Source organism: Streptomyces sp. NPDC102274 (assembly GCF_044766385.1).
GTDB lineage: Bacteria > Actinomycetota > Actinomycetes > Streptomycetales > Streptomycetaceae > Streptomyces.
In genome coordinates this window covers 33426-49727 of the sequence record NZ_JBIWLW010000033.1, presented here as the reverse complement: position 1 = coordinate 49727, position 16302 = coordinate 33426, and the positions used below count along the sequence as shown (strand labels likewise).

General features: G+C 71.6%; 2 protein-coding genes. Both read right to left on the bottom strand.

Annotated elements, in window-relative coordinates; translation table 11 throughout:
• Positions 1 to 2 precede the first annotated feature (2 nt).
• The gene (locus ACIRQP_RS33010) at positions 3 to 4598 is read right to left on the bottom strand and encodes an amino acid adenylation domain-containing protein (RefSeq protein WP_403896738.1); all 4596 of its coding nucleotides are present in this window, start codon (positions 4596 to 4598) and stop codon (positions 3 to 5) included.
• Positions 4595 to 15733, bottom strand: a complete 11139-nt coding sequence (locus tag ACIRQP_RS33005; protein WP_403896735.1) for an amino acid adenylation domain-containing protein — start codon at positions 15731 to 15733, stop codon at positions 4595 to 4597. The genes ACIRQP_RS33010 and ACIRQP_RS33005 overlap by 4 nt, the downstream gene beginning before the upstream one ends.
• Between the last annotated feature and the right edge of the window lie 569 nt (positions 15734 to 16302).

Below are 16302 nucleotides of genomic sequence, written 5' to 3'. Positions count from 1 at the left end.
TTCTAGTTCCCCCAGTCCGCTTCCAGCTCGTCGATATCGGCCTGGCTCAGTGACACCAGGGGCAGGTCGGAGGGCGTGTGCCCGTACGTGTGCAGGTCGCCGACGGACCGCGCCAGCGCGCTCAGCGCGGCCACCAGCGCGTTGGCCAGGTCGTCCACCGCGCTCTCCGCCAGGAGCGCCTGCGGCCACATCAGGCTGATCAGCAGGCGTGGCCCGTCGGAGTCGGCGCGCGTCAGCGCGGCGACCTCCAGCGGGTGCGCCACCGGCATGGCGTCGTCCGAGCCGCCGCTCAGCGGGGTGTCCTGCCCGACCGGGCTCCAGTCGGCGGTGGCCCAAGTCTCGAAACGGCCAAGGTAGTTGAAGCCGATCTGTGGGGCCGCCAGGCCGGCCAGATCGGGCCCGGTGCGGGGGTTGAGGTAGCGCAGCAGCCCGTATCCGATGCCGTGGTCGGGCAGCGCCCGCACCTGCTCCTTGACCCGCTTGAGCGCTTGGAGAAGGGAGGGGCCGGTGCGCCAGTCTGTCACCCTCGCGTCCAGGCGCACGGGGTGTACCGAGGTGAACCAGCCCACGGTGCCGGACAGGTCCGCGCCGGTGCCGAGCTCCTCGCGGCCGTGGCCCTCCACGTCCACCAGGACGGCGGTGCCCTCGCCCCGCCCCAGGTCGCGCCGCCACTCGGCCACCGCGAGGGCGAGCCCGGTGAGCAGTACGTCCTCGGTGCCGCCGTGCACGGCGGCCGGGACCGTCGTCAGCAGGTGCTCGGTGATCCGCGGCGGCAGTTCACGGGTGATCCGGCACACCGTGCGTGCGGTGTCCCGCGCCGGGTCGGGCGGGAGGTCGGTCAAAGGCGGTTCGGACCGCGCCAGGACACGCTGCCACACCGGCAGTTCGGCCGTTCGCACCGGATCCTGGGCCTGTTCGCACAGCAGTTGGGCCCAGCGGCGGAAGGACGTGCCCTGCCGCACCGGCTCGGGACGGCGCCCGTCGGCCACCGCCTGCGCCGCTCGGGCCAGGTCGGGCAGCAGGATCCGCCAGGAGACGCCGTCCACCGCCAAGTGGTGCAGCAGGACAAGGAGTCGGGACGGCCGGGCGGGACCCGCGTCCAACCGGAGGGCCTGCATCATGATGCCGTCCTGTGGCGCAAGCCGGGTCCGGGCCTCGGCGGCGTGCCGGGCGACGGTGTCCTTCTCGTCGGCGAGGTCCACCCGCCGGAAGCAGGCCTCGGCCCTGACCGAGCCCTTGGGCGGGATCTCCAGCGCCCATTCCCGCTCCGCACGGCGCAGTCGCATGCGCAGGGCGTCGTGTCCGTCGAGCAGGTGCTGGAGTGCGGCGACAAGGGTCCGGTCCTCCAGGCCCGCGGGGATCTGGATCAGCATCGACTGGTGGAACCCCTCGACCGGTCCGCCACGTTCGCGCAGCCATGCGACGACCGGGGTCTGAGGGACCTCGCCCCAGGCGACGTCGTCCGCGCCGCGGGGTGCCGCGTCATCGATGTCGTGGGCCGCGGCCGCGAGTCTCTCGACGGTCTTGAGTTCGAAGACCTCCCGCGGGGTGAGGACCAGTCCGGCCCTGCGTGCACGGCCGACCAGTTGGATGGACATGATGCTGTCGCCGCCGAGGTCGAAGAAGGAGTCGTCCACCCCGACCCGCGACACGCCCAGGACCTCCGCGAACAGCCGGTGCAGGACGGCCTCGCGGGTGGTGCGCGGTACGTTCGCCGGTCCGGTTTCCACACAGTCCGGGGCGGGCAGGGCCGCACGGTCCACCTTCCCGTTGCCCGTCAGGGGCAGCGCCGCCAGCTCCACGACGGCGGCCGGCACCATGAACTCCGGCAGTGTCCCGGCGGCGAACCTCCGTAGTTCGGCCGGGTCCAGGCCGTGTCCCGGCGCGGGGACCGCATACGCCACCAGGCGCTTGCCGCCCGGCTGGTCCTCCCGCACCACGACCGCGGCCCGTGCGACCGAGCGGTGCCGGGACAGCGCCGCCTCGACCTCGCCCGGTTCGATGCGGAACCCCCGGACCTTGACCTGGCCGTCGCCCCGGCCGCAGTACTCCAGCGCGCCGTCGGCGTTCCACCGGACCAGGTCCCCGGTGCGGTACATCCGCTCGCCGGGGACGCCGTACGGACAGGCCACGAAGCGCTCGGCCGTCAGAGCCCCGCGGCCCCAGTATCCGCGGGCCAAGCCGGCGCCCGCGATGTGGAGTTCGCCCACCACGCCCGGCGGGACGAGCCCGAGTCCGGCGTCCAGCACCAGCGCCCGGGTGCCGTCCAGCGGCCCGCCGATCGGCGGTACGCCGGTGACGTCGCCCGCGTCGCGCATCGGCTGGTGCGTCACGAACGTCGTCGTCTCCGTGGGGCCGTAGACATGACCGAGGGCCAGTCCCGGGCAGTGGGACAGCACCCGGCGCATCGCCGCGGGGGATGCGGCCTCGCCGCCGGTAAGGACCTCGCGCAGGCCGCGGAAGGAGGCGGGGTTCTCCTCGGCCATCACGTTGAACAGCGCCGTCGTCAGGAACACGGCCGTCACGCCGTGCTCGGCGACCACCTGTCGCAGCGCCTGGGCGTCGATCCCGCCCGCCGGGCCGAGCACCATCCCGCCGCCGCCCAGCAACGGCGCCCACATCTCGTACGTGGAGGCGTCGAATGCCTGCGGGGAGTGTGTCAGCACCCGCCGGTGCGCGCCGCCGCTCCACCGCGCGTCGAAGGCCAGCGCGCGCACATCCCGCTGGGTGACCGCCACGCCCTTGGGCACGCCCGTCGATCCGGAGGTGAACATCACGTACGCCAGCTGCCGTGGATCGGTGGCGAGCCGCGGGTCGTCGTCGCGCTCCCCCGGTCCGCCGGTGTCGTCGGCGAGCACCACGTCCACGGTGTGCCGGGGAACCCGGTCCTTGTTCGCCCGGTCGGTGACGAAGACCGTGGCTCCGGTGGTGTCGAGGACCCAGGCGATGCGGTCGGCGGGGAACGAGTCGTGGACCGGTACATAAGTGCCGCCCGCCTTCACCACCGCCAGGACAGCGACGACCGCTTCGACGGAACGCTCCAGCAACAGCGCCACCGGGGACTCGCGCCGCACGCCCGCCGCGATCAAGCGGTGGGCCAGCCGGTTGGCCCGCACGTTCAGCTCGGCGTAGGTGACCGTACTGGTCCCGGACACGACGGCGACGGCGTCGGGGGTGCGGGCGGCCTGTGCCTCGAACAGCCCGGCCAGGTCGTACCTCGGGTCCGAGGGCTGTGGGACCCGGGCGGTCGCCCCACGACCCAGCTCCGTCAGGTGCGCCTTCTCCGGTGCGTCCAGGATGTCGAGCCGGCCGACCGGCGCCCGCGGGTCCTCGGCCAGGGCGACGAGGACCCGCTCCAGCCGGTCCGTGATCTGCCGTACCCGTGGCTCGTCGAGGAGGTCCGGGCGGTAGTCCACCCGGAAGCCCAGACTCCGGCCGGGCAGCGCGGCGAGGGTCAGTGGGTAGTGGGTGGCGTCGTGGCTCTCGGCACGGGCCACCCGTACCCCGCGCGCCTCGGGGAGGGCCGACTCGTCGAAGGGGTAGTTCTCGAAGACCATCAGGGTGTCGAAGAGATCGCCCACGCCGGTGATTCGCTGGATGTCGGCCAGACCCACGTGGTGCAGCTCCCGCAGCTCGGCCTGGGTGTCCTGGAGCCGCCGGCAGACGTGCAGCAGCGAGTCCCCCGGTGTGGCCCTCACCCGCACCGGGATGGTGTTGATGAAGAAGCCGATCATGGACTCGACACCGTCGATCTGCGACGGCCGCCCGGAGACCGTCGTTCCGAACACGATGTCGTCGCTGCCGACCAGACGGCCCAGCAGCAGTCCCCAGGCGCACTGCACCAGGGTGTTGAGGGTCAGGCCGTGGCGACGCGCCTGCGCCTCCAGGGCCCCGGTCGTCTCCGCGGACAACCGGAACCCGAAGGCACGGGGCAGCGAGGGGCTCCTGCCGCGGCCGTCACGGACGAGGAGGGTGGCACCCTCCACCCCGGCCAACTCCCTGCCCCACGCGCTCAGCGCGGTCTCCCGCTCCTGGGCGGCGATCCAGGCAAGGTACGTCTTGTAGGGCACGGGGCGGGGCAGCGCCGTGTCGTCGCCACCGCTCGCGTACAGCCGGAAGAGCTCCTGCACGAGCAGCGGCAGTGACCAGCCGTCGAGCAGGATGTGGTGGTTGGTGATGATCAGCCGGTGCCGCCCCGGCGTCAGCTTCACCAGGGTGCAGCGCAGCAGGGGCGCCCGGCCCAGGTCGAAACGGCGCGCGCGGTCCTCGCTCAGCCGGCTCTCGTACTCCTTGTGCCGCTGTTCCTCGGGCAGACCGGACAGATCCCCCTCGTGCCAGGGCGGTTCCGCCTCGTGCGGGATGACCTGCATAGGCTGGTCCAGTCCCTCGTGCAGGAACATCGCCCGCAGATTGGCGTGCCGGCGCAGCAGCGTGTGGACAGCGTTGCGCAGCGCGGCGGCGTCGAGCGGTCCGTCCAGTTCCAACACCAGCTGCGTGTTGTAGACATCCGGTGCCTTCTCGTCGTACGCCGCGTGGAAGTACATGCCCTCCTGCAGCGGTGTCAGAGGCAGGATGTCGGCAAGCCCCGAACGCTTCACTTGCTGCTCCTCCATGCGGCTTCGAGCTGGTCGATGCTGTCCTGGTCGAGCGCGACGAGCGACAGGTCGGACGCGGTCAGCCCGCCGGAGTCGGGCCTTTCGTGGTGGCACAGGAGGCCGTCGAGAGCGGCGAACCAGCACGCGGCCAGTTCGCGCACCTCCGCCTCCGGCAGCAGGGCGGTAGGCCACGACCAGGTGCACAGCAGCCGTGTCCCGTCACCGTCGTCCCGGGCGAGGGCGTCGACCCCGATCACATGGGGGGCCGGGGCCGCCGCGTCCGAGCCGCCACCGAGTCCCCCGCCGTCGGCGAGCGGGGCCCAGTCGGCGTCGGGTTGCCCTACGAACCGCCCCAGATAGTTGAAGCCGATCTGCGGGCGGGTCTCCAGCACACCGAGCTCGGCCGCGGTGCGGGGGTTGAGATGACGCAGCAGCCCATAGCCGATGCCACGGTCGGGCAGCAGCCGCAGCTGTTCCTTGACCGTCTTGAGCGCGCGGCCGAGCGCCGCCGCGCCGGAGGTGACCTCGCTCCAGGCCACCGTGCCCGGATCGATCCGCACGGGATGGGCGCTGGTCAGCCAGCCCACGGTGCGGGACAGGTCGACCCCTTCGAGGACCGGTTCCCGGCCGTGGCCCTCCAGGTCGAGCAGGACCGCGCTGTTGGCGCTGCGTCCTGTCCTGCGGCGCCATTCGACGACCGCCAGCGCGAAGGCCGTGAGCAGTACGTCGCTGACGCCGGCGCCGAAGGCGGCGGGCAGAGTGGTCAGCAGCGCCGTGGTGCGGTCGGCCGCCAGCTCGACGGTGAACCGGCTGCTGGTGGCGTGGGTGTCGAGCCGTGGGTCGAGCGGGCGGGCGGCCAGCTCCGGGTCGGGTGTCGCGAGAATATCGGCCCACAGCGGCGCCTCGGCCATCCGTTCAGAGCGCCCGGCCTCCTCGTGCAGCAGCTGTGCCCAGCGCCGCAGGGTGGTGCCGGTGGGGGGCAGCTCCGGCTCCCGGCCCTGCCCGAGGGCGGTCCAGGCGGTTTCCAGGTCGGGCAGCAGGATCCGCCAGGAGACGCCGTCCACCGCGAGGTGGTGGACCATCAGCAGCAGTCTGCCGGAGCGGTCGGGGCCCGCGTCGAACCAGACGGCCTGGACCATGACTCCGGCGTCGGGGCTCAGTCGCTCCTGGGCGGCACGCGTCTCGGCCTCCGTCAGGGCGGTGACGTCGGCGGCATCGGTGCCACCGATGCCGATTCGGCGCAGGCAGTCGTGCGCGAACACCGCCCCCGCGGGCGGGACGTGCAGCGACCACTGGCCCCCGTCCCGCCGCAGTCGCAGGCGCAGCGCGTCGTGGTGGTCCAGGAGGGCCTGCAGGGTGCGGGTCACCCGGTCCGGGTCCGCGCCGCCGGGCAGGGACACCACGGCCGACTGATGGAAGCCGTCGACCGGGCCGCCCAGCTCCCGCAGCCACCGGACGATGGGCATCAGCGGCACGTCGCCCGTTCCGATGTCGGGCCGGCTCTCCGGGGCGGCACTCACCGTACGCGCGGCGGTGGCGAGTTCGGCCACAGTCGGCTTCTGGAAGACATCACGCGGGGAGATCTCCAGGCCGGCCCGGCGGGCCCGGCCGACCAGCTGCATCGACAGGATGCTGTCGCCGCCCAGGTCGAAGAACCCGTCGTGCACCCCGACCTCGGGCAAGCCCAGGACCTCGACGAACAGGTCGCGGAACACTTTCTCGACCGGCGTTCTGGCGGGCGCCGAGGACAGGTCGGCCGTGTAGTCGGGGGCGGGCAGCGCACCGCGGTCGATCTTGCCGCCGGCGGACAGCGGCAGCCGGTCGAGGACGACGACGGCGCTCGGCACCATGTAGGACGGGAGCGTCCTGGCCAACGCGTCGCGCAGCGCCGAGGGGGCGGGCGAACAGTCGGCGCGCGGTTCCACGTACGCCACCAGACGACGGTCGCCGGGCCGGTCCTCCCTGACCACGGCGACCGCCCGTGCCACCTCCGCGAGGTGGGACAGTGCCCCGCTCACCTCGTCCAGCTCGATGCGGAAGCCCCGGATCTTGACCTGGTCGTCCGCCCGTCCGGCGAAGACCAGTTGCCCGTCCGCCCGCCGGCGGGCCAGGTCGCCGGTGCGGTACATACGACTGCCCGGCTCGCCGTACGGGTCGGGGACGAAGCGCCCCGCGGTGAGACCGGGGCGGCCGAGATAGCCGCGGACCACACCGGGGCCCGCGAGGTAGAGCTCTCCGGTCGTCCCCGGGGGCACCGGCCTCAGGAACGCGTCGAGGACGTACGCCCGTACGTTCGCCAGCGGGCGGCCGATCGGCGGCGTTTCGCCCGCCGCCGCGGCCAGCGGCTCGCTCGCCGTGCCGCAGACCGTGGCCTCGGTGGGTCCGTAGGCGTTGATCAGCCGTACCCGGCCGGACCAGCGTCGAACGACCTCCGGTGGGCAGGCCTCGCCCACGGTGAAGACCGTGGCGCCCTCGCCGAAAGCGTCCTCGGGCAGGACCGCCAGGGCCGAAGGGGGAAGGATCGCGTGAGTGACGCCGGTCTGTGCCACGAGGTCGGCCAGCGGCTGTCCCGGCAACAGCCGGTCCGCGGGCGAAAGCACCACGCAGGCCCCGGCCAGCAGCGGCATGAACAGCTCGGGCACCGCGGCGTCGAAGCTCATCGAGGCGAACTGCAGGAAGCGGCTGCCCGGTCCGACCCCCACCTGCTCGTCGAGGCCGAGAGCGAGGTTGGGCACCCCGCTGTGCGGCACCAGCACGCCCTTGGGCCGCCCCGTCGATCCGGAGGTGAAAATGACGTAGGCGCAGTTCTCGGGCCGCAGCGGGGTCGTCCGGTCGGTGTCGACCGGGTCTCCGGTACGCGCCTGGGCAAGCACGCCCGCGATGTCGTCCGAGTCCAGCACCATCAGCGTGCCGGGGGTGAGACCGGGCAGTGTGCCGACCACCGACGCGGCGGCGAGCACACAAGCCGGGCGGGCGTCCTCCAGCATGGCGGTGATCCGGTCGGCCGGGTATTCCGGGTCGAGCGGCAGGTATCCGGCACCGGACTTGAGCACGCCGAGCACGGCCACCACCAGGTCGAGGGAGCGCGGCAGCGCCAGGGCCACCAGGTCCTCCGGCCCGATACCCCGGCCGATCAGGGAGTGCGCGAGGCGGTTGGCGCGCTCGTTCAGTTCCGCGTACGACAGCCGCGTGCCCTCGTAGTGGACAGCGGGTGCCCGGGGCGTGCGCCGTACCTGCTGTTCGAACAGGTCGCCCAGGCAAGCCCGCGACACCGGACGGGTGCGGGCGTTCCAGGTGTGCAGGATCTCCTCGCGCTCCGCCGCGTCGAGGATCTCCACGTCGCCGATCCGGCGGTCCGGGGCGAGGGCCACCGCGTGCAGCAGCCTCACCAGACGTTCGGCGACGCGCCGGACGGTGGGGTGGTCGAAGAGATCGGCGCTGTATTCGACGATGCCGTTGAGACCCGCCGGCGCGCCGTCGGTGTCCCGGCGCTCCGTGAAGCCGAAGGACAGGTCGAACTTGGCGACGTCCAGCGGTACGTGTTCCCGGGCGACGGTGACCCCCGGCGCGGTGAAGTCGGCCTCGGGCGTGTTCTGCAGGGCCAGCAGCACCTGGAACAGCGGCTGTTTGGACAGGGAGCGCTCGGGGTTGAGCGCCTCGACCAGCAGCTCGAACGGCAGCTCCTGGTGGGAGAAGGCGGTGAGGTCGGTCTCGGCGACCCGGCCCAGGAGTTCGGAGAACGTGGGATTCCCCGCCGTGTCGGTGCGCAGCACCAGGGTGTTGACGAAGAAGCCCACGGCGTCGTCGAGTGCGGCGTCGCTCCGCCCGGCGACGGGCGTGCCGAGCGGCAGATCCGTGCCGGCCCCGAGCCGGGTCAGCAGCGCGGCGAGGCCGGCCTGCAGCACCATGAAGAGGCTGGCCCCCTTGGCGCGGGCCAGCTCCTCCAGGGCCGCGTGCACGGGGCCGGGCAGCTCGAAGTCGACCAGCCCGCCCCGGTGGGTGGAGAACGCGGGCCGGGGGCGGTCGGTGGGGAGGTCGAGCTGTTCCGGCAGATCAGCCAGGGCGGCCCGCCAGAAGGCCAGTTCCCGATCCGTCACACTCGTCCCGTCGGGCTCGGTGCGCTCACCGCCGAGGAGTTCACACTGCCACAGCGTGTAGTCGGCGTACTGGACGGGCAGCGGCCGCCACGCAGGGGCAGTGCCCCGGATCCGGGCCCGGTAGGCCGTCGCCAGGTCGCGCGCCAGAGGGGAGAGGGACCAGCCGTCGGCGGCCACGTGGTGCACCACCAGGTGCAGCACGTGTGCGTCGGCGCGGAGACGGAAGACCTCGGCCCGCAGAGGTACGTCGCCGACCAGGTCGAACTCGTGGGCGGCCGCCCTGCGCAGAGCCTCCGGCAGGTCCGGCTCGACGGTATCGGTGACCGGTACGGCGAGTCGCACGTCCACCGGGTCCAGGACGTGCTGGCGGGGCACTCCGTCGCGCGCCGGGAGGACAGTGCGCAGCGATTCGTGCCGGGCGACCACGTCGTGCACGGCCGCCCGCAGCGCGGGCAGGTCCAGGGAGCCGCTGAGCCGCACGGCCCACGAGACGTTGTAGGTGGCGCTCGGGCCTTCCAGATGCCGCAGGAACCACAGTCGACGCTGTGCGTACGACAGCGGCATCTCGGCCGGCCGTGCGACCGCCCGCAGTTGCGGGCGCCGTGCCCGGGGCGCCCGGGGCAGCCGCCCGGCGAGAGCGGCCACCGTCGGGGCCTCGAACACGGCCCGCAGGGGCACTTCCACACCCAGGGCCGAGCGGATCCGTCCCACCAGCCCGGTCACCAGCAGGGAGTGTCCGCCCAGTTCGAAGAAGCTGGCGTCGATGCCCGGCACAGGCAGGCCGAGCACATCGGCGAACAGCCCGGCCAGGACCTCCTCCGCTTGATCGCGCGGCGCCCGCCCGGTCGGGCCGGCGGGCCGTTCGGGCCGGGGAAGCGCCGCACGGTCGAGTTTGCCGTTGGCGGTCATCGGCATGGCGTCCACGGGCAGACAGACGGCAGGCACCATGTGCTCGGGCAGCAGATCCGCGGCGTGCCGCCGCCAGCCGGCGGGGTCCGCGGCACGGTCGGCCGGCACGACATAGGCGACGAGACGCTCGTCTCCCGGACCGAACTCATGGACGACGACGGTGGCCTGGGCTATCCCCTCATGCCGTATCAGCACGGCCTCGATCTCCCCGGGCTCGATCCGGAAGCCGCGCACCTGGACCTGCTGGTCGGCCCGGCCGGCGAAGTCGAACCCGCCGTCCGCGCGGCGGCGCGCGCGGTCGCCGGTGCGGTACATACGCGCCCCCGGCGGCCCGTAGGGGTCGGACACGAAGCGCTCGGCCGTCAGGGCGGGCCGGCCGAGATAGCCGCGTGCCAAGCCCGGCCCGCTGACGTAGATGTCGCCCTCCACGCCTGCGGGCAACAGGCGCAGGCGCTCGTCGAGCAACCGCAGCCGCAGGTCGGGCAGCGCCCGCCCGATCGGGCTGCCGTGGCCCACGGTGGTGTGTCGGCGCAGAGGCAGGTGACTGACGTGCACGGTGGTTTCGGTGATCCCGTACATGTTCACCAGCACCGGCGTGCCCTCGGCGTGCCGGTCGTACCAATCGGCCAGCCGTCGCGGCTCCAGCGCCTCCCCGCCGAAGATCACCCGGCGCAGTGCGAGCCGGCTGCCGAGCTCCGGGGTGTCCCGGTCGGCCTGCATGAGCTGATAAAAGGCCGACGGGGTCTGGTTGAGTACAGTGACCCGCTCATCGACCAGCAGGGCGAGCAGTTCCTCGGGGGAGCGCGCTGTCTGCCGGTCCACGACGACCAGTCGTCCGCCGTGCAGCAGCGGGCCCCACATCTCCCATACGGAGAAGTCGAACGCGTAGCTGTGGCAGAGCGTCCAGACGTCGTCCGGACCGAACCGGAACCAGTCCTCGGTCGTCGTGAACAGCCGTACGACATTGTGGTGCGGGATCACGACACCCTTCGGGGCGCCCGTCGACCCCGAGGTGTAAATGATGTAGGCGGCGTTTTCCGGGAGCGGGGCGGCCGGGCGCTCCGCCGCGACGGCGACCGGCTGGATGCCGGGCTGCCGGGTGGGTTCGGCGATGGTCGCGTCGTCGTCCAGAACGATCGTTTCCATGCCGGAGGGCGGCCGGTAGGTGACCTCGGAGGTGGTCACGGCGCACCGAGGTGCGGCGTCGCGCAGCGTCAGATCCAGTCGCCGGGCCGGATAGTCCGGGTCCAACGGCAAGTAGGCGGCCCCGGACTTCAGCACGGCGAGGGCGGCGACGACGAAGTCGGCCGACCTCGGCAGCAACAGCGCCACCACGCGCTCCGGCCCGGCGCCCCGCTCGACCAGCGAGCGCGCGAGCCGGCCGGCTCGCTCGTCGAGTTCGCGGTATGTCATCCCGTGACCGCGGTGGCTCACCGCGATCGCGTCCGGGGTCCGCTCGGCCTGGATCTCGAACAACTCGTGCAGCAGAGCGGGGATCGACTCGGTTGAGGTGTCGGGGTCCGCCAGGAGTTCCCGCCGCTCCGTCACGGTGAGGAGGTCGATGTCCGTGATGCGCCGGCCGGGGTCCGCGACCGCCTCGGTGAGGAGCCCCACGAATCGGTCGGCGAGGGCTCGGGCCGTGGCCTGATCGAAGAGGTCGGTGCTGTACTCCAGGCCGCCGGCGATCCCGGCGGGCGCGCCTGTGGCGTCGTACCGCTCGCCGAGGTTGACCAGGAGGTCGAATTTCGCCGCGACCGCCTCCACGGGTTCCAACCGGGCCGTGGCGCCCGGCAAGGACAGCCGCACATCGTCGCTGCCCTGGAGGGCGAGCATGACCTGGAAAAGCGGGTGCCTGCCCAGTGCGCGCGGCGGGTTGACGGTCTCGACCAGCCGGTCGAAGGGGACGTCCCGGTGCGCGTAGGCCTCAAGGGTGCAGGCACGGACGCGAGCAAGGAGCTCGTCGAAGGCCGGCGGTCCGGCGGTGTCCGTGCGCAGCACCAGCGTGTTGACGAAGAACCCGACGAGATCCTGGAGCCGCTCGTCGTCTCGTCCCGCGATCGGTGTGCCGATCGGCACGTCGGTGCCCGCGCCCATCCGGGTCAGCAGCGCGGCCAGCGCGGCCTGCAGCACCATGAAGACGGTGGTGTTGGTGCGGCGGGCCAGAGCCGCCGCCGCCGTGTGCAGTTCGGCGGGCAGTTCCAGGGCGGCGGTGCCCACTCCGTAGCTCGGTGCGGCAGGTCGCGCACGGTCGGACGGCAGTGTGAGCTCGTGCGGCAGATCCGCCAGCCTGGCATGCCACAAGTCGAGTTGCGCGCGCAGCGGGTGGTCCTGGTCCGCGCTGTCGACGAACAAGTCGCGCTGCCAGAGCGTGTAGTCGGCGTACTGGACAGGCAGCCTCGACCAGTACGGGGCCCGGCCCTCGTACCGCGCGGTGTAGGCGGCGGAGAGATCGCGGGCGATCGGCTCCAGCGACCAGCCATCGGCGGCTATGTGATGCAGCAGGAGCAGCAGGACGTGTTCGTCGGGCCGGGTCCGGTAGACCGAGGCCCGCAGGGGCAGGTCGGTGGTGAGGTCGAATCCCCGCCGGCCGGCTTCGGCCAGTCGGGCCGCCGGCCCGGCCTCGTCGACCTCGTGGACGGCGGGCTCGATGTCCGCCTCGTCAGGGTCCAGGATCCGCTGGTGAGGAGCCCCGTCGAGCAGCGGGTAGACCGTACGCAGGATCTCGTGACGGGCGACGAGATCGCCGAGTGCCCGACGCAGATGCTCACGGTCCAGGGGACCTGAGATCCGGAAGACCAGGGGCACGTTGTAGGCGGGGGCCGCTTCCTGGACCTGGTTGAGAAACCACAGCCGGTGTTGCGCTGAGGAAAGGGGCACCGGGTGGGGCCGCTGCCGGGCGGCGAGTTCCGGTTTCGCCCCGGCGCCCGATCGCGCCGTCGTCTCGGCGAGTTGTGCGACGGTGGGGGCTTCGAAGAGGGCCCTGAGGCTGAGGTCGAGGCCGAGAACGGAGCGGATCCGGTTGATCAGCCGGATAGCGAGGAGAGAATGGCCGCCGAGGTCGAAGAAACTGTCGTCCACACCCAGTGCCGACAGGCCCAGCGCTTCGGCGAACAGACCGCACAGAACCTCCTCCTGCGGCGTGCGCGGCGCGCGTAAGGAAGGGGCCGTGTGGAACTCCGGGAGGGGCAGCCGGGCCCGGTCGAGCTTGCCGTGGTCGGTGAGGGGCAGGCTGTCGAGCACGACGAACGCGGAGGGGACCATGTACGGCGGCAGGGTGGCTCCGAGGCGGTCCCGCAGGCCGTCCGGATTCAGCGACGCGTCGGTGTGGGTCCGGATCTCGGCGGTGGGGACCACGTAGGCGACGAGGCGATCGTCGCCGGGGCCGAACTCCCTGAGCAAGACCGTCACTTGGGCGATGCCGTCGCAGCGTGTCAGCGCCTCCTCGATCTCCGCGAGTTCCACGCGGAAGCCCCGGAGCTTGACCTGGTCGTCCGAGCGGCCGACGAACTCCAGGGAGCCGTCGGGGCATCGGCGGACGAGGTCGCCGGTCCGGTACATCCGCGACCCGGGTGTACCGAAGGGAGCGGCGACGAACCGCTCGGCGGTCAGGGCCGGCCGGTGAGCGTACCCACGGGCCAGCCCGGCGCCCGCGACGTACAGCTCGCCGCTCACGCCGGGCGGAACAGGCGACAGCGTGCCGTCGAGGACGTAGATCCGCATGTTGTCGAGCGGACGGCCGATGGGCACGGCGCCGGACGCCTCGTGCGTCACCCGGATCGGGTTGCGCGTGGCGAAGACGGTGGTCTCGGTCGGGCCATAGCCGTTGACCACGGTCAGCCCGGGATGGTGATCCAGCGCGGTGCGCACCGCCTTGGCGGACACGACATCTCCGCCGGTCCACACCTGTGCGACTCCGCGCAGGCACTCCGGGCTCTGCTCGACCAGAAGGTGGAACAGGCCTGCGGTCAGCCACAGCGCGGTGATGCGTTCATCGACGATGAGGGAGCCGAGGTCGCGCAGGTCCAGGTCGCCGGGCGGCGCCAGGACGACCTCGCCCCCGGTCAGCAGGGGCACCCACGCTTCCAGGGTGTACGCGTCCCAGGCGTGCGGGGAGTGCAGCAGCACACGCACGGTGCACCCGTCGTCCCACCAGCGGTCGTGGGCCAGGTCGGTGACGTCGCGGTGGGTGATGGCGACGCCCTTCGGCACGCCTGTCGAACCGGAGGTGTACATCGTGCAGGCCAGCTGATCCGGGTGCACGGTGACGCCCGGGTCACTCGCCGGCATACCGTCCAGGCGTCGATCGGAGTCGACGACGATCACGGCGGCGTCGTGGGGGAACCGGTCGGTGCTCATGACGGTGTCGGTGAGCAGCACAGGTGCGCCGGTCTCCCGCATGATGTGCCGGCGCCGGGCAACCGGGTAGCTGGGGTGGATGGGCACGTACACGCCACCGGCCTTGAGGACCGCGAGAGTGGCCACGACCAGGTCGGCCGAGCGCTCCATCAGCACGGCGACCGCGGTCTCCGTGCCCACGCCCTGTGCCCTCAGCAGATGTGCCAGGCGGTTGGCCCGTTCGTCCAGCCGGCGATAGGTGAGGTGTTCCGTACGGGAGCGCAGGGCGGGCGCGTCCGGCCGGTCGGCGACCAGTTCGGTGAAGCGCCGCACGATGGTGGCGGCGTGCCCCTCGACCGGACGGTCCGTGGCGTTGTCGACGACCAGGAGCTGCTCGCGCTCTTCGGGGAGGATCACCTGCAGCCGACCGACGGGCTGTGTGGTGTCGCCCGCCATCCCGTCCAGCAGCGCGAGGAACCGGCGCTGGTGGGTGGCGACCTCGTCGCCGGAGTACAGATCCGGGTTGCCGTCGAAGTCGATGCCCAGTCCGCGGCCGTCCATCCGGTCGTGCACCAGGATCGAGAGGTCCGGGACCGGTCCGGTGGAGAGGTTGTGCGCGATGCTCGGGAATCCGGCGAAGGACAGGTCGTAGTCGAACCGCATGAAGTTGACCACGGGGCCGAACATCCGCCGGTCGTCGCCGACCTGTTTGAGGTCGCGGCGTAAGTCCTCGTAGCGGTAACGCTGATGCGCCATCAGTCCGCGTAACTCTTCGGAGACGTGCCGCACCAGGCCTGCGACCGTCATCTGCGGGCGCATCCGCAACCGGAAGGGCATGACGTTGGAGGACATGCCGGGTATCGCGCGGGCGGAGTCACTGGTACGACCGGTGACCGGTAGACCCAGCACGACATCCGTGGCTCCGGTCATGCGGTGGACGTAGGCCGCGGCAGCCGCGATCACCAGCCGGGGCATGCTCGCGCTGATCTCCCGGGCCGACGCGGTCAGCCGGTCCACGGCGTCGGGCCGCAGCCGTGTGCTGCGCCGGTGGAAACGGGACGCCGTGATCGGGGCGCCCTCAGCGAGAGCCGCCACCTCGGGCAGATCCTCCAGCCGGCCGAGCCAGTACTCCCGGTCCGCGCCGTATGCGGCCGACTCCCGGTAGACCGCGTCTTCGTCGAGGAGGGCCCGCAGGGAAGGGAAGGCGCCGTCGTCGACGGGGAGTCCGCGAACGATAGCCGTGTAGACCTGAGCGACGCGGCGTACCACAAGGGACAGGCCGTAGCCGTCGATCACCACATGATGGATGCGCTGGTACCACAGGAAGCGGTCGGGGGCCGCGCGGAAGAGGATCTCGGTGAAGGCGGGGCCATGAAGCAGGTCCATCGGCCGGGCGAGGTCGGCACGCATCACCGCTTCGGCGGCTTGTACCGGGTCGGCCTCTTCGCTCACGTCCACGACGTCGAGGGACCAGTCGAGCAGCGGTTCGATTGTCTGCCCGACCGTCCCCTGTTCCGTGACGACTCGAGCGCGCATGGTTTCGGCCTCGGAGATGACGTGCCGGAGAGCCTGTTCGAAGGTCACGGTGTCGATCGGACCGTGAATCTCCAGGTACTCACCCCAGGTGAATATCGGATTCTCCGGAACCAACTGCTGCGCGAACCACATACCGGACTGTCCAGCGGACAACGGCCGGCGAACAACCGCGTACGGAGAGGGCAAAGACACGAGCAGATCGCCTTCCTGGTAGGCCAGGTGTCGGATACGTGCCGGTGTGAGCAGCGAAGGAGTACGCACGGTCGCGAGGACGTCCGCGGACACCGCGGACCGACATAGGAAAAATTCCGAGAATCGACCGTTCAGCCGGACAACCTGCCTGCCAAGCGAATACAGACAACCGCGCAGGGCACCGGCAGGGTGAGCATAGAAAATTACAAAGATCGGTCAAGCGGGAGATTACAGCGAAATCTTCAGAGGATCCAGAGAGAACGCCCCCCGGTCACGCAATCTCCGCCAGGAGGAGGAAAAGTATCCCGCTCCGCGCTTCGCGACCTGCAGAAGCAGATAGCAACCACCCCTTCTGGGGACACAGTCGAATCCCAACGGTAAAGAGCAAGTTACACGCGCCTCACCAGCCATGACAGCCATTCGTGAACATCGTCACACCAGGAATGCCCACATCAACTCGGGGGAACGTATGGCTAGTTGGAGTCGATTCGAGAAGCACGGCAACGCGAGCCGCGGTGAGGGCGCAAACAGCGGCCGGCACACATTCAGGCCGGGAACCGTAACGACAGGCCGACCTTCGCTACAGCGAGATATAGCGCCTTGTAAACACGAGAACCAGCCATCAAGATCTTCGACAA